Source organism: Ruegeria arenilitoris, from assembly GCF_013031355.1.
Taxonomy (GTDB): Bacteria; Pseudomonadota; Alphaproteobacteria; order Rhodobacterales; family Rhodobacteraceae; genus Ruegeria; species Ruegeria arenilitoris_C.
The window spans coordinates 118,125-138,287 of record NZ_WPZO01000009.1 but is presented as its reverse complement, the minus strand read 5'-3'; the positions used below and the strand labels follow the sequence as shown (position 1 = coordinate 138,287).

Below are 20,163 nucleotides of genomic sequence, written 5' to 3'. Positions count from 1 at the left end.
TGGGTCTCTTTTCAGTCGTTGTCGGAAAGCCCGGCCCCTGCGCCCAGCAGGCGGGATTCCTCGGTTGCGGGGGCGTAGGTTTGGTGGGCAAAACGGTTCAGAACATCCCAATTACGCGGCGCGGGCTGCGCGCGCGTGTGCCGGTTGCGCAGGGCCTCAGGTGCAACACCCTGCGAAACGGTGACCCGTCTGGCTGCGGCGGGCAAAACATCTAGGACGGCAAGGTGATCTCCGTCTGTGACCGCCAGCGAGCCGTCGATTTCGACGCTTATCCAGCATTTCAGAACACGCGCCGCATTGGCGGCAAAGGGCAGCAGCAGCTCAGGTGCAACAACGTCCCGCATTTCGACCGGGGCGGTTTTCAGCAGATAAGCGCAGTCGGACAGAAGAGGACCTGCCGACAAAGGGCACAACCTGCCGTCGCTTTGCCACGGGCCATCGACCTGCCGGGGGCGGTGGGTAGCAAGGTCTGATGCCAGCCCGAGCGTCAGCAACCGGGCGAGAATTTCGGCGCCATCCAGACCTTGGGCGCACAGCCAGCGCACCGCTTTCGACGCTTCCTCCGCCTGTCCCCAGGAATAGCCCGCTCCGCGGGTGGCACGTTTGGCGGTTGCCTCCATCTCGTTCAGTGAGAAACTCATGCTGGCACCTCTGGATAGACCCAAAGATCGGCGTTCTCAGATGTCAGTTCCTCGGGGTAGGGCGCACCGGCATACATGCAAATGCGAACCCAGCGATCTGAACGCGGATCGAAATGTGTGGCGCCGAAGAACGACAGCTTTGCCCGCAACATGTCGAGAGGCACAACCGTTGCGCCAATCGTATTGTCCCGGATTTCGCCATAAGGTGCGGAGCGGGTCATCTGGGCGCGCCGGACGGTGTGGCGATGTTCGGGATGGCGCAGCAGGAACTCTGCTACTGGCTGGCCGTCGTCCCATTCGCTCAACATCGCGTGGGCTGCGGCGGCGTCCCGCGCCGGGGCCAGTGGCTGCTCATAGTCCGCGATGGGTTCTTCGAACCGTTCGCCCATGCGGGGTTCCAGTTTCTCTTCGGACACATACCAAGCGCGGGCGCAGTTTTCACGGGATGCCCAATCCAGATCCACCGCCCAGCCAAATGCGTCCCGGATCAGATCGCGGACCTCGCTGATCGGCATCGACCCGTCGATCACAAACGCCTCGGCATTGCCGTCGGCCATGCACGAGGCCAATCCGTCCACGAGATCTGCGTAGGGTTCAAGGATCAGCGAGGCGAGGTATTCCTGTCCTTCTTCGCTGAGCTTGGTTTGCGACCAACTCACCAGACGATCCCAGGGATGGTTGCCGGTCAAACCGACCTGATCCACATAGTCCGAGATCGCCTGTAGGTCAGCGTTCAACGCCGCCAGCTTCTCGATTTGTAGGGGATGCTCAGACCGCCACCATGTCATGGATAGCTGACTGCGTTCGAAAGTACTGCGGAAGTGATCGACCTCGGCCGCAGATGAGGTTTCCACCGATCGGACACGCGCGATCGCCTCTTCCCGGGCCATGACCCAGTTGTTGAACAGAATGGGATGGTTGACAATGAACGGCGCCATGCCAAGGCCAGTGGAATTGCCGATGCCCAGCCAATGGGCGATGTCCGGGTCCAGCTTTGCGGCCTGATCGCCGCCCTTGGCGTCGGCTATGTGTTGAACCAGATCCCGGACGAAGGCGCGGGTCAGATAAACCGACAACATTTCGGCCTGAAAGGGGGCGCAGGTTTCCGGGCGGTTCGCGATGTTCTCGCGATCTGCCGCGCCAAACTTGCCGGACCCATAGACGGCGGTCGTACGCATCAGATAGCCGACCTGATAGATCTGCTGCAGATCCGGTTGCTGCCCAGCGGCCAGAGCATCAACCACGTGCTCCCACAGCCGGACCGAGCGGTTGGCGCGGGACAAAGACAGCTCGGTTTCACTGACGCGCCCGGTTTCCTGCAGGGGGACGTTCTTGGAAAGACGCTCGATATCCGCCTGGGTTGGGATGCCGTCAAACAAGGCAAAGGTGGCGTCCCAAGCGTCGGCAATCACCCGGTCCGAGCGTTTCTCGGGCGGCAGGTCATGGGCGAAGGCAACCAGCGAATACGCCCTTTCCGGGCCGTGGGCGGTGTAGACCGCTGTTCCGACGCCGTTGGCGTCAATGTCGAAAACCGGGCGCGAAAAGGACCAGTTTTCCCGCGCCATGCGGCGGGTCAGCTGTCGCATGAAGCTTAGCCGACACTGGTGTAAGGACCCCAGCCGCGACAGCCGCATGACGGTTTCAGGGTCTCGTCGGTCGATGTGAGTGTGCGCCTGTGTTTTCATTCGGCTACCCCCGGGCAACGAAGTTCTCGGCAAAGAACCTGTACCAGTTTCCCCCCATGATCCCGGCCACTTCGTCATCGTTCAGGCCGGTCGCACGCAACCCTTGTTCAATGTTCCCAAAGTCGCGGTTGTCCCGAAACCAGGTTGGCATCGCAGGGAAGCCCGGGTTGCTGGCCGTCCCCTCGCCATAGTCGATCTGTTTGGACCAGCGTCCAACCCGCATCCATTCGACAACGCTGTCAGGCTGATCCTGACACAAATCCGTGCCGATCCCGAGGTGCTCTGCGCCGTATTTCTCGGCCGTGCGCGCGATCATCTCGCAAAAGCTGTCCAACGTGCAGTCCGACTTGTCTTTCAGGTGATGAGGATAGACCGAAAAGCCCATCATCCCACCGTTTTCGGTCACAGCCCGGATCACATCATCACGCTTGTTGCGCAGGGCGGGTGACCATTCGTGCGGGTTCGCGTGGGTGATGGCGATCGGGCGTTCGGACAGCTCGGCGGCTTCGATGGTGGAGCGGTCGGCCGAGTGGCTCATGTCCACCACAAGTCCGACCCGGTTCATTTCCTTGATCACCTGACGGCCCATGCGGGTGATGCCGGTATCTTCGGCCTCATAGCAGCCCGTGGCCAGCAGGGATTGGTTGTTATAAGTCAGCTGCATGAACCGCGCGCCCAGAGTGTGCACGATTTCGACTAATCCTATATCGTCCTCGATGGGCGAAGGGTTCTGGAAGCCAAAGAACACAGCCGTGCGCCCGGTTTCGCGCGCTTTGTCGATGTCGCTGGCCCACAACCCTTTCATGATCAGATCGGGGTATTGCTCGAACCACCTGTTCCACTTTTCAAAGTTCAGAACGGTTTCGCGGAAGTTTTCATGATAGGCGATGGTGACATGGATTGCGTCGACGCCCCCTTCGCGCAATTGCCGAAAGATCTTTTCAGACCAATTGGCGTATTGCAGCCCGTCGATCCGCATCACACCGGCTTTCCGGCGCTGATATACGCAGTTTTGACCGTCGTATAAAACTCGGCCGCGGCCTTGCCCTGTTCACGCGGGCCGTAAGAGCTGTCTCCTCGTCCGCCAAAGGGCACATGATAGTCGGTGCCGGCAGTGGGCAGGTTCACCGTCACGACCCCGGTGCGCGCGTTGCGGCGGAAATGCGTGGCGCGGGCCAGGTTTTGCGTGACGATGCCCGAGGTGAGGCCGAAATTGGTGTCGTTGACCGTTGCCAGCGCCTCGTCATAGCTGCCGACCTTGATGACCGAGGTCAGCGGTGCGAACATCTCTTCGCGATTGATGCGCATGTCGTTGGTTGTGTTCAGGAACACGCCGGGGCTCATGTAATAGCCGTCTTGGGGCATCTCCAATCGCTGGCCGCCGCAGGCCAGTTCTGCCCCTTCGGACTTGCCAAGATCGACATAAGCCAGATTTTCGGCCAACTGCTGTTCGCTGACCACTGGCCCCATCTGTGTACCGTCGGCCAGCGCGTGCCCGACTTTCATCGCCTGCGCACTGGCCACCAGTTTTTCGACAAAGGCATCGTGCACGGCGGTATGAACCACCAGCCGTGATGATGCGGTACATTTCTGACCGGTCCCCCCGAACGCACCACCCAGCGCCAGCGAAACAGCAAGGTCCAGATCGGCGTCGTCCATGACGGCCAGCGCGTTTTTCGACCCCATTTCCATCTGCACTTTTGTCAGGTTTTGAATGGCGGCCGCGGCGATGCCTTTGCCGACCGGCACCGAACCGGTGAACGAGATGGCGTTGACCTTGGGGCTTTCCACCAGCCGCTGCCCGATGGAGCGGCCCGATCCCATGACAAGGCTGAACAGGCCCTTGGGGATGTCCTGACGGCTGATGATCTCGGTCAGGGCAACAGCCGACGCCGGAGTGATGTTGGCGGGTTTCCAGACCACCGCATTGCCGTAGCACAGCGCCGGTGCAATTTTCCACGACGCCGTGGCGGTCGGGAAGTTCCAAGGGCTGATGACAGCAACAACGCCGACCGCTTCGCGGCGGACGTCGATCTCGATATCCGGGCGTACGGAGTCGGCGTTTTCGCCGATCTGGCGTAGGCACTCGGCAGCGTAATAGGTGAAAAACTGCCCGGCCCGGTAAACTTCACCTTTACCTTCGGCCAGCGGTTTGCCCTCTTCCCGGCTGAGCAGGGTGCCAAGCTCTTCGGCACGCGACATCAGTTCGGTGCCGATGTTCATCAGAACCGCCTGCTTGCGCTCAAGCCCGTATGCCGCCCATTCAGCCTGCGCCACACGCGCCTGATCCAGCGTTGCCTCAAGCTGATCCGCACTGGCCTGCGCGAAATGACCGATCAGGTCGCTCAGATCAGAAGGATTGCGGTTTTCGATTTCGGCTTCGCCAGCCAGCCATTCGCCGGCAATCAGGTTCAGGTTGGTCACAACAGGCCCCATGTCAAAATTGGTCGAGCAGAGAATGGACTTTGTGATCAGTATCAGTCAAATTCAAACAATTGAAAAAAACTTCAGAAAGATTGAAGTATGGCAATCAAGATCGAAATGCTGCGCTGCTTTTGTACTGTCGCGCAAACAGGCAACCTGACCGAGGCAGCCGACCGTCTGGGACGCACCCAATCGGCCGTTTCGATGACGCTCAAGCAACTCGAGAGCCATTTGGGTAAAAAATTGTTTGAGGGAGAAAGAAAGACCCATCTGTCCGCACTGGGAGAGCAGGTGTTCGAATTGTCCTTGAAGCAGGTTCGCCAGTTTGATCAGACGGTGCAGTCTATCGAGGCGGTTGCGGATGCCACCCACGGCCTGATGCGAATAGTGTCGGTTCCCTCAGTCGCCGCGTTGGTCTTTCCTTCGGTTCTTGAACACATGACCCACTGTTTTCCCGGGCTGAAAGTCGAATTGCGCGATACGGACACGCAGCAGGTTCTGGATTCGCTTGTCGACGGCAAGGCAGACATCGGAATTGCCTCGGGCTTTCACCCGTTGAAAGGTATCAAAGCCATTCCCCTGTTCGAGGATCAATTCGGGCTTGTTTGCGCGTCGGATCACCCGCTTATCACAAACCCCACACCGCCCACTCTGGATGATGTAATGGCCTCTGCGTTTGTTCGGAATGCCCTGTGCGATCTTATCCAAACGCCCAAGTTTGTAGAGGCGATCACCGATGCCGACGTCACTATTCACAACACGCATTCGCTTATTACAATGGTCAGAACCGGGAAGTGGGTGACCGTGCTCCCGCAAACTGTCGCGCGTTTTATTCCCGAAACCACCGCCTTTCGCGCCCTGCCGGACCTGCCCGACAAACGGCAGGTCTATTTGTACGTAAAGGAAAAACCCCGGTTTCAGGAACTGACGGACGAATGCAGCGCCTTTATCCAGAGTAGAAAACTGATCTGAAACAATTGAACAAATTGGATTTCCTTATTTCGCCAGATCCACAGCCGAACGCGTTGCGCCGATGCAGGCAGTTCACCGACGTATCAAACTCTCCGAAACCTAGACTTCGGAAACACGATACGAAAACCAACCCCGATCAAAGCCAAAGGGCATCGGTTGTCACAGAGTCGGGATTTCAATAAGCTGACAAGCAGGGTTCTTTTTGGGAAAACCCAAGGCGGCCCAACAGCTTATAGTTCGAAAAGTACCAGTACATGATCGAACCGCATTCTCGTTCGGACACAGTTTCCGATTTGGATTTTGAAGAAATCGTTCGGGGCAACACCGCCTGGATGGTTGCGGTCGCCCAGCGGATTCTGAAAGATAGATCCTTGTCCGAAGATGCGGTTCAGGTGGCGTTTTCCAAGATTTACCGAAGTCTGGACGGGTTTGAGGGCAGGTCCAACCTCAGGACATGGATGCACCGGTTCGTGGTGAACGAGGCGCTGATGCTGCTGCGAAAGCAAAAGCGCGTCAATGAGCGGCCGATAGACCCGCTGTTGCCCGAATTTGATCGCAACGGATGCCGGGTGGACGATCCTTTCACCTTGCCGATAACGTCCGAGGATCATCTGCACTCGCGTCAGGTGCGGGACATCATGAAAGAGAAAATCGAAGAGTTGCCCGATCCATACCGCATCGTTCTTGTCCTTCGGGACATCGAAGAAATGTCGACAATTGAAGTTGCAGAGGCGCTTGGTTTGAGCGAGGCAAATGTGAAAGTGCGGCTGCATCGTGCACGGGCGGCATTGAAAAAACTCCTGGAGCCGATGATGCGAGGAGGTGCGCTATGAAAAAGGCCGCGCAAACGCTGAAACGCCGGATGCACGGTGTGATGTTCAGGTTCCCCGGCATGATCACTTGCAACGAGTTCGAGGATTTTATCCTCGCCTATCTTGAAGACGAGTTGCCACCGGCGCGAAAACGCGTTTTCGAACTGCATCTGCGGGTCTGCCGGTCATGCCGCCTCTACCTTGCTGCCTACAAACGCACGCTGGCCGCGGCAAAGGCCACACGGAAAGACTATGACGAGCTTGAAGCATCGGTTCCCGAAGATCTGATTGCCGCGATACTGGCGGCCAAGGACAGTTGACCTTCAGAAGTTTGTAACCCCTCGGCTGCTATCGAATTCTATCTCCAAGCAAATGTGTTGAAGGAGAGTAGATTAGATGCGGAACTGTGGACCGAAAGGTGGAAAGGTCTGTGCCGCTGCACTGATTTTGATGCTGTTTGCTGCTTGTACCGGGCCCAATACGCTGGTCGAGACACCAAATATCTACACCAAGCCGGCATCCTAACCGGCCAATAATGTGCCGGACGCAAACTGAAAGCCGGCGGCTGATTTGCTTCACGTGACCGGTTGGTCTCGTGCGGATGACGTGACTTACGGATCAGATCGGTCTCAAGCCATGGTCGCCGGGACCGTTCGCATCGGGTTCGGTGACCGCACAAGCTTGCAAAGCCTTGCCGCCGCCAGCAGCACGCAAGACCGTGCGAAACCGATCCGTCTGGAGCTGGCCGGGATTCAGGAACAGGCGCGGTATCTCTGGCCGATGTTTGGCATTTTACCGGCCCGCGCAGCGTTCCCATCCTGTATTCATGGCCATCGCGCCGTGGCAGTCTGTTCGGCTATTTCACCGACCGGGAATCCGGAGAATGCACGATTTTCCATCTGAAAGAGACATTGCGGATGCTGTGCGCAATGTCCAAAGTGAAGCGGCTACACATCATCGCCCACAGTCGCGGAACGGATGTCACCACAACCGCTCTGCGCGAATTGATGATCGAGGCTCGGGCATACGGTTGCGACCCGCGCAGGGTTCTCAAGGTTGAGAACCTGATACTCCCAGCTCAGGATCTGGATTTCGGCGTGGTAAGTCAGCGATTGATCGAGGAACAGTTCGGCCCTGCCATTGGGCAAATAACGAATCTATTCAAACCGGAACGACCTTGCGCTTGGCCTGTCGCAGAACCTGATGGCGGGGGTTCAGTTTGGATGCCAGGAAGGTGAGGTGGTCGGCCAAACGGAAAGCGAGATATTCGCCAATGTGCGCAATGTGCATTTTATTGATGTGAAAGGGGCCTCGGACCTGTTCGGGCACACCTATTATCGCGACAATCCTGTGGTCCTGTCGGATATCGCCCTGTTGATTGGCACCGGGGCCGCTCCGGGCAGCGAGACGCGTCCGCTGGCTTCCCGGCAAAAGAACTTCCGGGAAATCCCCGAAGGCTACTCTGCGGTACAGGCGGAACAGATCCCGGCGGAACGTTGACCACAGCCGCAGGGCATGTGGCCGGACAAAAAATGATCCGATTGCTGTAACGTTGTAGACAGCAGCGGCATCAAAGACGTTAACCGGGTGCGGGTTTGAAACTCCAGCGCCTACACCTTGGGAGGGGCAGAGCTTGTCAGGATTGATCATCGTCAGCTTCGTCACCGCGGCCTATTGCCTGCTGGCTGTCCGGTTGTCGCGCACGATTCTGACCGCGCCGATGCTGTTTCTTGCGCTGGGTGCGGGTCTTTCGAAAACCGGGCTGCTGTCGGCGCAAGGGATCGAGGACCTGCTGCATCCGGTTGCCGAAGTTGCCCTAGTCATCCTGTTGTTTCTGGACGCAGCGCAGACCGATCTGAATTCTCTGAAACGCCGCCATATCTGGCCGCAACGGATGCTGCTTGTGGGCCTTCCGCTGGCGATCCTCTTCGGGACCCTTGCGGGATGGGTACTTATGCCGGAATGGTCACTATTGACCGCAGCTCTGGCGGCTTCGATTTTGGTGCCGACAGATGCAGCGCTGGGGCAGCCAGTGGTCACCAACCCGGATGTTCCGCTGCGCCCGCGCCGTGCGTTGATCGTGGAAAGCGGCTTGAATGATGGGCTGGCGCTGCCTGCGATCCTGCTGCTGGCGGCATTGGTGGCTCAGGACATGTCCAACAGTTCGACCGATTGGATTTTGTTTGGTCTGAAACAGGTTGTGCTGGGTCCGCTTGCCGGGGCGCTTGTAGGATTCGCCGGTGGCTGGGCGCTTTTGCGGGCCAAAAGCCTGGCCACCACCTCGGACGCCTACGAGGGGATTGGCGCGGTCGCCATGGCGGGCGGGGCCTATCTTTTGGCCGGGATTGTGGGTGGCAATGGGTTTATCTCAGCTTTCGTTGCCGGGCTTTGCTTTGGCAATGTCGTCAAAGGCCAGTGCCGGTTTGTATACGAATTCACCGAAGGCGAAGGGCAAATTCTGGCCTGGGCCGCCTTCCTGCTGATCGGTGCGGGGCTTGTGCCCGAAGCGCTGGCGCATCTGACCTGGCCCATGCTTTCGCTGATCCTTGCCAGTCTTTTCCTCGTGCGGCCGCTGGCTATCTGGCTGTCCTTGATTGGAACCGACGCATCCCCGCTCACGCGTGTGTTTTTTGGATGGTTCGGGCCGCGGGGACTGGCGACCGCGCTGTTTGCGCTGCTGGTGCTGGATACGCTGCCGCATGAGTTCGAAGACCATATTCTGCATCTGGCGATCAATACGGTCTGGATCAGCGCCGTGCTCCACGGGGTTACGGCGGCCCCGGCGGCACGCTGGTACGGCCGGATGATTGCGAGATGGGGAGCCTGCCCGGAAAGCCAGCCCGAGGCCGAAAAACCGATTGGAACCGAAACCTGACGCCACTCACTCAACGCCAGCCAAGCAGCAAGAACAGGGAGACTCTCATGAACAAAGTATCAGTCGCCAAACTGGACGACCTGCCGGACCGAAAGCCGAAATACGCCTTGGTGGGCGAGGTTGATCTGGTTGTCGTCCGCTTTGACGAGGAGGTGTCGGTGTTCTACGGGCGCTGCCTGCATCGTGGCGCGTTGATGGCGGACGGGTTCGTGCGCGGCAACAACCTGATCTGTGGAGTACATTACTGGGATTATCGGGTCGACAGCGGGGTGTCGGAATATGCCAATGACGAGGCCTTGCCAAAGTTCCAATCCTGGATCGAAAATGGAGAGGTCTGGGTTGACGAGGATGAAATCAACGCTTGGGCGCTAAAAAATCCGCAGCCGTTCAAGCGGGATCAGTATCTGGGTCTCTATGCCGATACCAGCCACGGCACCGAGGAAGAGCCTTACAACGGGCTGATCCAGCAATATGCCAAACAGGGGCTCACCAAGACCGGCCATCATGGGGCGGTGGAATCCATGGGGGTGCCGCGCACGCAGCTGCCCGACTGGGACGATATCCAGATCCTGACTGCGCAGCTGCACAAGGCGCCATTGCTGGATGACGATCCGGTCGGCACCGACGTGGTGATCGGCCCCAACGCCAAAAAACCGCTGCGGCTGAAAATCCCGCTTTTCGTCTCGGACATGAGCTTTGGCGCTTTGTCGGAAACCGCCAAAGTCTCGTTGGCCATGGGGGCGGAAATGGCCGGGACGGGAATCTGTTCCGGTGAGGGGGGCATGTTGCCCGACGAGCAGGCTGCCAACAGCCGCTATTTCTATGAACTTGCCTCGGCCCGGTTCGGGTTTTCCTGGGACAAGCTGGCAAATGTGCAGGCGTTCCACTTCAAAGGCGGGCAAGGGGCCAAAACCGGTACGGGCGGCCATCTTCCCGGCAACAAGGTAAAAGGAAAAATTGCCGAAGTGCGCGGTCTGGAACCCGGTCAGAGCGCAATCTCGCCGCCGCGTTTTCCCGAATGGACGGAACCGGCCCAGATCCGGGAGTTCGCCGATGAGGTGCGCGAGCGCACCGGAGGCATTCCGATCGGCTACAAGCTGTCGGCCCAGCATATCGAAAAAGATATCGAGGCCGCGCTTGAGGTGGGTGTCGACTATATCATCCTCGATGGTCGGGGCGGCGGCACCGGGGCGGCACCGATCATCTTCCGTGACAACATTTCGGTCCCCACCATCCCAGCGCTGGCCCGCGCACGTGCACATCTCGACTGGATGGATCGCGGTGACGTGACGCTTGTCATCACCGGGGGGCTGCGGAAACCGGCGGATTTCATCAAGGCCTTGGCGCTGGGGGCTGATGCGATTGCGGTATCCAACGCGGCCATGCAATCGATTGGCTGCATTGCCATGCGCGCCTGCCATACCAACAATTGTCCCGTCGGCATCGCCACCCAGAAGCCACATCTTGTCAGCCGGCTGGTGGCTGAGAAGTCGGCCAGGCAGCTGGCGAACTTTTTCGAAGCCTCGGTCGAGCTGATGCAGGTGATGGCCCGCGCCTGCGGCCACAATCACCTGTCGGGTTTCAATATCGACGATCTGACCACCTGGAAGCGCGACATGGCTGACCTGTCAGGCGTGACCTTCGGAGGGATGAAGTGACCGCCGCGGATGCCATCGTTACGGCCGTGCGCAAGAAACGGCACGTTTTCGCGTCGTCCGCGCAACTCACGGAAAGGTTGCTGTTGCCCTTGGGTCTCGATTGTGCTGATCGTCGCGCTGGGTTTGATCATGCGTCAAAGCTGGCCTGCCGATTTTGTGCCCGTACGTGTTTCACAATCCGGAAAGGTGGGGCAATGAGCGTCAAGTATATCCCCGTTTAATTGAACCGGAACAAATGGATCTACGACGGCATCATGCTGACCGGCGATGCAGCCTTTCTGTGGCTGTTTCTGAATGTCAGCCCTAATTTGCAGAACCATGAATGCCCGAACAATCCGCAGGTTCACAACGCCCGTGCCTTTGGTGCCTGTTCAAAGTTTGATGCCATGTCAGGTTCTCAGTTTCGAGGAAGTTCCAAGTAATGAGAGGTGGATACGACGTCGAAGGCGTTGAACATCACATGGTCCATCTTGCCGGCATTTTGGCGCAGCCACTCAAGCATCGTCGCGACCGCAGTGCGTGCAGCCGGCTCTTTTGGAAAGCCGAAAACCCCGGTTGAGATGCCGCAAAAGGCGACTGATCTGACCAATCCGGTTTCGGCAGCCAGGTTCAGGCAGGATGTGTAGCCACGGGCCAAGGCAGAGTGATCGTTTTGGTTTGGTGCAGCGCCGCGCGGGACGATTGGTCCAACGGTATGCAGCACAAATTTAGAACGCAGCCGGTAGCCACGTGTGATCTTGGCGCTTCCGGTTTCCTCGTCATGTCCCTGTAGGTCCATGATTGTCTGAAAGTGTGCTCGCAATCTCGGCCCGGCAGCGATGTGGATGGCATTGTCGAAACACCGGTGAAAGGGCATGAAACACCCCAACATCTGAGCGTTGGCCGCGTTCGCAATGGCATCTATTTCCAGATGGGTGATGTCGCCCTGCCATACAGAAATTTGCGTGCCGCCCGTTTCGCCGACGGCTAAACCGGGTAGGTCTGCAGATGGGTTAGGGGCGTTGTTTCAGATCCAATCCAAGCTTCGACGGTACCAAAAAGGACGGTGTTCACCAGGTGTGCCGGACGAATTGTCAGCAATCCCTGAACCCACTGCCGCAACAAGTCAGGGCTTGCTGGTCGGGGTGTGTGGCGGATCTGCGCAGCCAAAACTTCATTAGCCTCAAGCAGATCGGCGGCATTGCCAAGAGTCGTCGGTGGGTCTGTGAAGACAACCGTCTACTTCAAAGCAATTTCTGCGAAATAGGCGGAATCTAACAAAGTCGGCTTCACGAGGGCCAAGAGAGGAAAGGGGCCCCTTAAGACCCCTTTTTGCTTCTTAGTCCCGGACGAGATGACCGCCGTCGATATCCAGCACAGAACCTGTCAGGAAATCGTTGGTCATTGCCATGACGACCGCCTGAGCAATTTCGTTAGCCTTGCCGACGCGGCCAACGGGCAGAGAGTTGCCAACCTGCGCATACATGCCTTCGCGAGCCTCTTCTGGCATGCCTGCATAGGCTTCGGTCGCAACCATCCCGGGGCTGATGCAGTTGACGCGGGCCTTGCCCGCCAGTTCTTGCGCGAGACCCATGGTCAAAGCCTCAACAGCTGCATTCACCGCACCCAGACCGGTTGCGCCAACCGAGGGGCGTCGGCTCAGCACACCGGAAAACAGCGTGATCGATGCACCGTCGGCCAGATACGGCAGAACCTCGCGCGCGGTTACGTATGGGCCAATGAATTTGGCTTCAAGCATGCCGCGCAGATCGTCAGTCGGCAGTTCAGCAAACGCGCCATGAGCAGCGCTGGAAGCCGAGATGACGAGATGATCGACTTTGCCGAGATTGGCAGCCCAGGTTTTGACACCGGCTTCATCAGTGGTGTCCACTGTAGCGACCGAAATGTCGCCCTTTATTTCCGATGCAACTGCCTTCAGTTTCTCTTCGTTGCGGCTTGCGATTGTAACCCTGGCACCCAGGCTGGCCGCCAGTTCGGCTGTCGCCTTGCCCATACCGCTGCCACCGCCAACGATGACGACATGTTTGCCTTTTAGCGCGGTTTCAAAAACGTTTGTCACAGTTGAAGTCCTTTTTCACTCAGTGGCATTCGCCCCGTATCGCAGCTCTGGACTGGTTCGGTTGGTTGAGGATCACTCTTCCAGGCCCAACTCCGTTGTCAGATGCCTCAAGCAATCACAGTGTCCTTTGAAGCTTCGGCGCGCCGCAATCTGAGCGTCTTTTTTGTTTCTGACCGGATATGTAATGCGCATCGGGAAGTTGTTGAAATGGATAGATGGAATGTAATAAATTCTCCAAATGAATATTAATACTCTCGACCTCAACCTCCTCAAAGCCTTCGATGCGATGTATCGTGAACGACATGTCGGACGCGCGGGAGAGTCTATTGGTCTTGCCCAACCCTCCATGAGTAACGCGCTGAACCGGCTTCGTGTCAGGTTCGAGGATCCGCTATTTCAAAGGGGACCGGGAGGAATGGTGCCAACCAGCCGTGCCGAAGAACTGGCACCAAAAGTGCAAGGCGCGCTGTCGATCGTTTCCGAAATGCTGGAGCAAAGCGAGTTTGATCCCAAACACGCCCAAGGCCAAATCACTGTTGCAGCTTCGGATTTGGCAATTCTGCGTTTGGCACCTGCGATGGTCACCTACTATTCAGTACACGCGCCAAATCTTGGCCTGCGCTTTGTACCGATGAACAAGGCGGATCTGATTGATCAATTGGATTCCGAAACAGTGACGCTGGCCATTGGCACATTTGGTCAGCTTCCCGCGCGGTTTCATCGGCGAACAATCATGCCGGACAGCTTTGTGTGCATTGCTCGCCGCGATCACCCTTTGACCCGAGATGGATTGACGCTTGAGCCATTCTTAAAGGCCCGCCACGCCTTGATGACGCTGAACAATGACAAAATCGGCTCGGTGGATAAAGCTTTAAAAAAGCTGGGGAAATCCCGGCAAGTTGTTTTGACCTGTGCGCAATTTGCTTTGCTGCCCGATTTAGTCGCTCAATCCGACTTAATTGCAACGGTGCCGACGTCGTTGACTCCGGTTGCACGGCGCGCTGGGTGCGACGTCTTTCCCACACCGCTGGATTTGCCGAAATGGGAGAGCGAAATGGTTTGGACCCAAAAAACGGCACATGAACCCTTGGGGCGTTACATTGTAGGCTCATTCACTGAAATGAGCCGTTCGGCTGAACTAGATCTGGGAAACGAGTTTCCCGGCGGCGATATCATCTAATTCGGCACGCATCGTGATAATCTGCGCCTTGCGAGAATACATGAGCAGGCATCCAGCTGGCTAAGACAGGCAATCTTTCAACTGCCAAACGTTTGGAACAAAGCCCATCTTTTTCACAATGGCCTGTCGTCGCGGCAACGATCATTTACCAGAAGACTGCTCAACCAGAGCTGAGAAGCTATGCAAGCGATACAACTCTGTCAGACGCTCGTCATGCGAGCCCTTTAACTTAACTGGCTCTGAAGGCGCGACCCCCAGTTGGCCTTTCAGCTTGTGCAAGGCACCATTGAAGGGCCAACGCATTGCCTGCGCTGAACCAAATATCAGATAATTCCACTATGCGGGGCGTTGCTGATCAGCCGGCAATTGTGCGGCGGTCAAAGGTAAAGAACTCTCCTTGACCGTCGCAGCATGGCTGCGTGTAGGCATATGTCAGGGAGGGAAACATAGCGAAAATCCCAATTATCTACGACAGCGAAAGCGACCGAAAGTTCACCTCAACCACCGTCCCTTATGTCGAGGAAGGCGTTGAATATGTTCAGGCATGGAACTTCGCGTGCGCCATGTCGATGAGGCCAAAACTGAGGACGTGTTTTGGGCGGACGGAATTGCAGTTGGCTGCCCGACTCATTTGGGAGGGGTCTCGTGGAAGGTGAAGCAATTGTAGGATGAGCGCACACCTGACATTTGGTTCAAAACCGATGGGAAGTTTGCCGTGCTGTTCACCTCGGCCGGCAGTCTGGGCGGCGGCGGTGTACTGGCCTGTATGGGGATGTCGATCAGATGATGTATATGGGCTATTTTGTCTTCGGAATTACCGGCTATGTCGCCAAGAAAGAAAACCTGCACTACGGCGCCGTAGTCGTAGGAGAGCCTCGTGCCGAACATGCAAAGGAAGCCAGTCGCCGGGCAGGGCGTCGGTTGGCCGAGTGGGTTGTCTATTTCATGGAGGGGCGGAAAGACCTGCACCCGCTTGAAGCAAATATGAACGTTTCTGGGAGCTTGCGGACTGGGCGCCCAAAATGGAAGCAGCGCAAGCCACGCCGCTGATCGTGCGCCAATTGATTTCGGACGAAGACTGATAAAAATCACGCGTTGGTCCAAGAGCCGATCTTGGCTGCCAAAAAAGTGCGGAGTTTCGTTGTTGATGCGCCGTGATGGGTCAATCGATTAGGGCCTCTCGGCCGCCGGCGGGTTTGGGTTATGCCGATTGGTGGAATAGGCCAAGCGCAGATTTGGCCTGTTCTAACATCGAGCAAACAAGCTAACTTCCCGACTTGCGATGATTTCTTACGGGATTGTCAGGAATATGGTCCGTCGTTCAACCTAGGCTTCAGTGGCAGAGAGCAGGTTGGGGTGGAGTATGATCAACGGATACAGCGCAACGTCCGGCGCAATCGGATCGGCACGCCTCATGCTGCTGCCCGGACAGGTCATCCTGTGGAGTTGGTCCCAATAAAGGTTTGCTTGAGTTTTCTGCGGCGTTCATAGGATTCTGTTCTCGGATTCCGGGTCGAACACAACGGCCTTTTCCATGTTGAAGGCAAACTCGGCCTGTTGGCCGGGTAACACCTCTGCATCCGCGCGCATTCGGGCAACGCATTCGGCGCCTCCGATGGTTGTGGCCACGAACGTGTCCGAGCCTGCGGGCTCGGTCACTGTCACTGTGTTTCGGATCGACTCGATATGCGATGACCGGTGATCCGCGCCTTCTACATCGGTCAGCGCTTCGGGGCGGATTCCCAATATCACGTCTTTGCCGTCATACGACTTTATCGCGTCTAAAGGCGCGCAGAGGGCAAGCCGCACTTCCTCACCGCGATCATTCTGTGTGACCGCGTAAACCGCAACGCCTTCGATCCGGATGGTTGTCCGGATAAGGTTCATCGACGGGGATCCCATGAACGTGGCCACGAACAAGTTCGAAGGTGTGTCGTAGATTTCCTTCGGGGTACCCAGTTGCTGAACATAGCCGCCATTCATGACGGCGATCCGGGTTGAAAGGGTCATCGCCTCGATCTGGTCGTGGGTCACGTAGACGATTGTTGTACCAAGATTCTGGTGCAGCTTTTTGATTTCGGTGCGCATATCGACCCGCAGCTTGGCGTCGAGATTGGACAATGGTTCGTCGAACAGAAACACGTCGGGATTGCGCACCAAAGCCCGACCCATGGCGACACGCTGACGCTGACCGCCGGACAGTTGACCCGGTTTGCGATCAAGAAGCTGTTCGATCTGCAGTAGCTTGGCGACATCGGCCATGGCCTTTTCCCGCTCGGCTTTGGGGACACCGTGCATTTCAAGGCCGAAAGTAATATTCTGGCCAACCGTCATGTTCGGGTAAAGCGCATAGGACTGGAACACCATCGCGATATTGCGGTTGGACGGATGCACCCCATTCATGCGCGCGTCCTTGATCCGGATTTCCCCCGAAGTGATATCCTCCAGTCCGGCAATCATGTTCAACAGTGTGGACTTGCCGCATCCCGAGGGCCCCACAAGCACCAGAAACTCACCTTCCTCCACAGCAATGTTGACCTTATGCAGCACCTCGACGGAGCCGTAGGATTTGGTGACGTTATTGATATCGAGAAAACCCATCGGTTACCCCTTAACAGAGCCCGCCATCAGGCCGCGCACGAAATAGCGTCCGGCCACGATGTAGACGAGCAAGGTTGGCATTGCGGCAAGGATCGCACCGGCAAAATGGACGTTGTATTCCTTTACGCCGGTCGAGCTTTGCACAAGGTTGTTCAGGGCGACTGTCATTGGCGCGCCATTGCCCGAGGCGAAGGAGGCACCGAACAGGAAGTCGTTCCATATGTTGGTGAACTGCCAGATCACGCAGACCACGATGATCGGGCCCGAGGATGGCAGAAGGATGCGCCAGAAGATCTGGAAGAAACCGGCGCCATCGATTTGTGCGGCCCGAACCAGCTCGGTTGGGAACGCTGCATAGTAGTTTCGGAAGTACAGGGTCGAAAAGCCCACGCCATAAACCACGTGAACCAGAACCAGCCCCGCAGTTGTGCCGGAAAGACCCAGAACGCCGAGGATTGCAGCCATGGGTATCAGGACGATTTGGAACGGGATGAAGCACGAAAACAACATCAGCCCAAACAGGATGGTGTCGCCGCGGAACCTCCATTTGGTCAGAATGTAACCGTTCAACGCCCCAAGCACCGTGGAAATGGCAACGGCCGGAACAACCATCGAAATCGAATTCCAGAAATAGGGGCGAAGCCCTGTCGGTTCGACCCCGACTTGGGCGGTGGACCAGGCTTTTGCCCAAGGCTCAATCGTGAAGGCGCTTGGAAGAGACATCATGCCACCGCCGGTGATTTCAGAAAGCGGTTTCACTGAATTCACGATCATGATGTACAGTGGCAGTATGTAGAACAGCACGAATAGGAGCAGCACCACGTAGATTAGTGTGCGGGTGAAGCGACCGGTGCGGATGGCGGTATCAGAGCTTGCAACAGCCATCACTTCTTCTCCTTCAACTCGGCGTACAGGTAGGGGATCATGATCGCCGCAATCGTGATCAGCATAATCACGGCCGAAGACGCACCGATCCCCATTTGGTTGCGGCTGAACGTGTAGGAATACATGAACGTGGCAGGCAGTTCGGTCGCCCTGCCGGGACCGCCCCCGGTCATTGCAATGACCAGGTCGAATGTCTTGATTGCCAGATGAGCAAGGATCACGAACGCCGAAAGAAAGGCGGGCCTGAGTTGCGGGATGATGATACGGCGGTAGAGGTTCCAGTTTGACGCCCCATCCATTTGTGCGGCCTTCAGGATTTCATTGTCGATCCCGCGCAGCCCCGCCAGAAACATGGCCATGACAAAGCCCGAGGTCTGCCAGACGGCCGCAAGAACAACGGTGTAGATCGCGAAGTCTCGGTTCTTGATCCAGTCGAATTCGAAATTTTCCCACCCCCAGGCCTGCACGATGTTTTCAAGCCCGATGCCTGGGTCCAGAAACCATTTCCACGCTGTGCCGGTCACGATAAAGCTCAACGCCATGGGATAGAGGTAAAGCGGCCGTAAAAACCCTTCGCCTCTGATCTTCTGATCCAGCAGGATGGCCAGTGTCAGGCCGATGAGCGTGCAGACAACGATGTACAGGCCGGCAAAAACGGCCATGTTGGTCAACGCGATTTCCCAATGGGACAGTTTGAATAGTTTCTCGTAGTTCGCCAGTCCGATCAGATCGAAGGTCCGCTGCCCGTCCTTGTCGACGAACGGCAGGATACGGCTGTCCGTGAACGACACATAGACCGTGAACAGTATGAATCCGTAGACAAATATCAGGACCATTGCCAGAGATGGCGACAGGACTAGCTTGGGAATCCAGTTCTGTAGACGGGTTTTGAAGTCCGCCTCGGCAGCCGTGGACATGGCAACTCTCCTGAGAGCAGGTTACTTGAATTTCAAAGCAGTGCGGGGCGACAGGAATCGACCGCCCCGCGCAATGGATCACTTGGCGATCGACACCGCGTCGACCAGTTCCAGCACAGCTGTTTCGCTGTCATATTCGCCGTTGAAATGCGCCGTGACCACGTCATAGACCGCATTTTTCACCGATGCCGGAGCCGCATGACCATGCGCCATCGAGCCAAACAGGTTGCCCGAAGATGCCGCCGCCGCGAGATCCTTCATGCCCTGCTGTCCACATGCGTCCAGTTCGCTTCCGTCCACGTCCGTACGGGCAGGGACCGATCCCTTCACCTTGTTGAACGCGATTTGGAAGGACGGTGACAGGATCGCGCTGGCCAGTGCGGCCTGCTCTTGCGAAACGGTGCCACCCTGATCGAACATCATGAACTGGTCCGCATTAAATGTGACCTGATCCTGAGTACCCGGGAAACGGAAGCACAGGAAGTCTTCGCCCGGGACCTTGCCAGCATTCAGAAATTCACCCTTCGCCCAGTCACCCATCATCTGGAAACCGGCTTCTCCATTGATGACCATCGCCGTCGCCAGGTTCCAGTCGCGGCCCGAGAAGTTGTCATCAACGTTGTCGCGAATGAATGCCATCCGGTCAAAGGCCTCTTTCATGGTGTCCGAGCCCAGCGTCTCTTCATCAAGGTCGATGAAGGCAGCTTTGTAGAATTCTGGCCCGCCTGCGGACATGGCGACTGCATCGAACACGGTCGCATCCTGCCAGGCTTGGCCACCATGTGCGATCGGCGTGATGCCTGCCGCTTTGAGGGTTTCAACTGCGGCTACAAAATCTTCCCAGGTTTCAGGCACTGCAATTCCGTTGGCGTCAAGCACGGATTTGTTGGCCCAGACCCAGTTGGTCGAATGCACATTGACGGGTGCTGAAATCCATTTGCCATCGACTTTGGCAAAAAATTGCAGTGCTTCGGGCACAACCTCATCCCAACCTTCCTGGGCAGCCAGATCGTTGAGATTTGCCAACGCGCCTTGGTTGCCCCAGTCCAGAATGTCGAAACCCAGCGCCTGAACCGCTGTGGGCGGATCACCAGCCGTGACCCTGGCACGCAGAACGGTCATGGCTTCGGTGCCGCCGCCACCTGCAACCGGCATGTCCTGCCAACCAATTCCTTGGGTTTCCAAATCTTGTTTTAGCACATTCAGCGCTGCTGCCTCGCCGCCCGAAGTCCACCAGTGCAGCACTTCCACATCTTCGGCGTACGCAGCCGAAACGGAAAACGCAGCGGCCGCTGTCGTGAGTTTTAATGTCCGGATTACTTTGTTCATGCCTTCCTCCCTAATGGCATTGTTGTAACCGAGTGGTTACTTGATAATATCGATGCAAGGTTTAATTGAGTCAAGAAAACATATCTCATGAGGCACTCACCTGCCAAATTTCTCAAACCTATGTG

At 57.2% G+C, this 20,163-nt stretch carries 20 protein-coding genes; 10 read left to right on the top strand and 10 right to left on the bottom strand.

The window, feature by feature from the left end:
• Positions 1-11: 11 nt before the first annotated feature.
• The 4 genes from GOX63_RS18455 to GOX63_RS18440 are packed head-to-tail and all read right to left on the bottom strand — an operon-like array spanning position 12 to position 4,762.
• Positions 12-641, bottom strand: coding sequence for a DUF3726 domain-containing protein (locus tag GOX63_RS18455; protein ID WP_170546753.1), 630 nt, complete (start codon positions 639-641; stop codon positions 12-14).
• Entirely contained in the window at positions 638-2,326 is a 1,689-nt protein-coding gene (locus GOX63_RS18450) for a hypothetical protein (RefSeq protein ID WP_170327623.1), read from the bottom strand. The genes GOX63_RS18455 and GOX63_RS18450 overlap by 4 nt, the downstream gene beginning before the upstream one ends.
• A 4-nt stretch (positions 2,327-2,330) precedes the next feature.
• Complete coding sequence (locus tag GOX63_RS18445; protein ID WP_174826838.1) at positions 2,331-3,305, bottom strand: membrane dipeptidase; 975 nt, start codon at positions 3,303-3,305, stop codon at positions 2,331-2,333.
• Positions 3,305-4,762, bottom strand: coding sequence for an aldehyde dehydrogenase family protein (locus GOX63_RS18440; RefSeq protein WP_174826833.1), 1,458 nt, complete (start codon positions 4,760-4,762; stop codon positions 3,305-3,307). Before GOX63_RS18440 ends, GOX63_RS18445 begins: the two co-directional genes overlap by 1 nt.
• Before the next feature lie 87 nt (positions 4,763-4,849).
• On the opposite strand from GOX63_RS18440, the gene GOX63_RS18435 reads away from it, so the two are divergent.
• From GOX63_RS18435 to GOX63_RS18405, 8 genes are all read left to right on the top strand, one after another.
• A complete protein-coding gene (locus GOX63_RS18435) occupies positions 4,850-5,722 on the top strand; it encodes a LysR family transcriptional regulator (protein ID WP_170546748.1) in 873 nt (290 codons plus the stop codon).
• 254 nt (positions 5,723-5,976) lie between these two features.
• A complete protein-coding gene (locus GOX63_RS18430) occupies positions 5,977-6,555 on the top strand; it encodes a sigma-70 family RNA polymerase sigma factor (protein WP_170546745.1) in 579 nt (192 codons plus the stop codon).
• Entirely contained in the window at positions 6,552-6,854 is a 303-nt protein-coding gene (locus tag GOX63_RS18425; protein ID WP_170327628.1) for an anti-sigma factor family protein, read from the top strand. Before GOX63_RS18430 ends, GOX63_RS18425 begins: the two co-directional genes overlap by 4 nt.
• 259 nt (positions 6,855-7,113) lie before the next feature.
• Positions 7,114-7,437 carry a hypothetical protein gene (locus GOX63_RS23855; protein ID WP_254436010.1) on the top strand — a complete coding sequence of 108 codons (324 nt, stop codon included), beginning with the start codon at positions 7,114-7,116 and terminating at the stop codon, positions 7,435-7,437.
• Positions 7,350-7,772, top strand: coding sequence for an alpha/beta hydrolase (locus tag GOX63_RS24155; RefSeq protein WP_367647217.1), 423 nt, complete (start codon positions 7,350-7,352; stop codon positions 7,770-7,772). Before GOX63_RS23855 ends, GOX63_RS24155 begins: the two co-directional genes overlap by 88 nt.
• A complete protein-coding gene (locus tag GOX63_RS18415; RefSeq protein ID WP_254436009.1) occupies positions 7,738-8,034 on the top strand; it encodes a hypothetical protein in 297 nt (98 codons plus the stop codon). The genes GOX63_RS24155 and GOX63_RS18415 overlap by 35 nt, the downstream gene beginning before the upstream one ends.
• A 133-nt stretch (positions 8,035-8,167) precedes the next feature.
• Positions 8,168-9,409 (top strand): cation:proton antiporter, encoded by a 1,242-nt coding sequence (locus GOX63_RS18410; protein ID WP_170546742.1) that lies wholly within the window; start codon positions 8,168-8,170, stop codon positions 9,407-9,409.
• Positions 9,410-9,456: 47 nt separating this feature from the next.
• A complete protein-coding gene (locus GOX63_RS18405) occupies positions 9,457-11,067 on the top strand; it encodes a glutamate synthase-related protein (RefSeq protein WP_170546739.1) in 1,611 nt (536 codons plus the stop codon).
• 397 nt (positions 11,068-11,464) lie between these two features.
• Here GOX63_RS18405 and GOX63_RS18400 read toward each other — a convergent pair whose 3' ends face one another.
• Both GOX63_RS18400 and GOX63_RS18395 read right to left on the bottom strand, forming a co-directional pair.
• The gene (locus GOX63_RS18400; RefSeq protein WP_367647216.1) at positions 11,465-11,962 is read right to left on the bottom strand and encodes a macro domain-containing protein; all 498 of its coding nucleotides are present in this window, start codon (positions 11,960-11,962) and stop codon (positions 11,465-11,467) included.
• A gap of 423 nt (positions 11,963-12,385) precedes the next feature.
• The gene (locus tag GOX63_RS18395) at positions 12,386-13,126 is read right to left on the bottom strand and encodes an SDR family oxidoreductase (protein WP_170546733.1); all 741 of its coding nucleotides are present in this window, start codon (positions 13,124-13,126) and stop codon (positions 12,386-12,388) included.
• A 238-nt stretch (positions 13,127-13,364) separates the two neighbouring features.
• Between GOX63_RS18395 and GOX63_RS18390 the strand changes: the two genes are divergently transcribed.
• Both GOX63_RS18390 and GOX63_RS18385 read left to right on the top strand, forming a co-directional pair.
• Positions 13,365-14,306 (top strand): LysR family transcriptional regulator, encoded by a 942-nt coding sequence (locus GOX63_RS18390; RefSeq protein ID WP_170546731.1) that lies wholly within the window; start codon positions 13,365-13,367, stop codon positions 14,304-14,306.
• A gap of 792 nt (positions 14,307-15,098) precedes the next feature.
• Positions 15,099-15,356, top strand: coding sequence for a hypothetical protein (locus GOX63_RS18385; RefSeq protein ID WP_170327634.1), 258 nt, complete (start codon positions 15,099-15,101; stop codon positions 15,354-15,356).
• Positions 15,357-15,791: 435 nt separating this feature from the next.
• Here the strand turns inward: GOX63_RS18385 and GOX63_RS18380 are convergent, their stop codons facing one another.
• The 4 genes from GOX63_RS18380 to GOX63_RS18365 all read right to left on the bottom strand — a co-directional run bounded on the left by GOX63_RS18380 (position 15,792) and on the right by GOX63_RS18365 (position 20,038).
• Positions 15,792-16,907: an ABC transporter ATP-binding protein gene (locus GOX63_RS18380; protein ID WP_170327635.1), complete on the bottom strand. Its 1,116-nt coding sequence runs from the start codon at positions 16,905-16,907 to the stop codon at positions 15,792-15,794.
• A 3-nt stretch (positions 16,908-16,910) separates the two neighbouring features.
• Entirely contained in the window at positions 16,911-17,792 is an 882-nt protein-coding gene (locus GOX63_RS18375; RefSeq protein WP_170546728.1) for a carbohydrate ABC transporter permease, read from the bottom strand.
• Positions 17,792-18,709 carry a carbohydrate ABC transporter permease gene (locus GOX63_RS18370; RefSeq protein WP_170327637.1) on the bottom strand — a complete coding sequence of 306 codons (918 nt, stop codon included), beginning with the start codon at positions 18,707-18,709 and terminating at the stop codon, positions 17,792-17,794. Before GOX63_RS18370 ends, GOX63_RS18375 begins: the two co-directional genes overlap by 1 nt.
• A gap of 78 nt (positions 18,710-18,787) precedes the next feature.
• Positions 18,788-20,038, bottom strand: a complete 1,251-nt coding sequence (locus GOX63_RS18365) for an ABC transporter substrate-binding protein (RefSeq protein ID WP_170546725.1) — start codon at positions 20,036-20,038, stop codon at positions 18,788-18,790.
• Positions 20,039-20,163 lie beyond the last annotated feature (125 nt).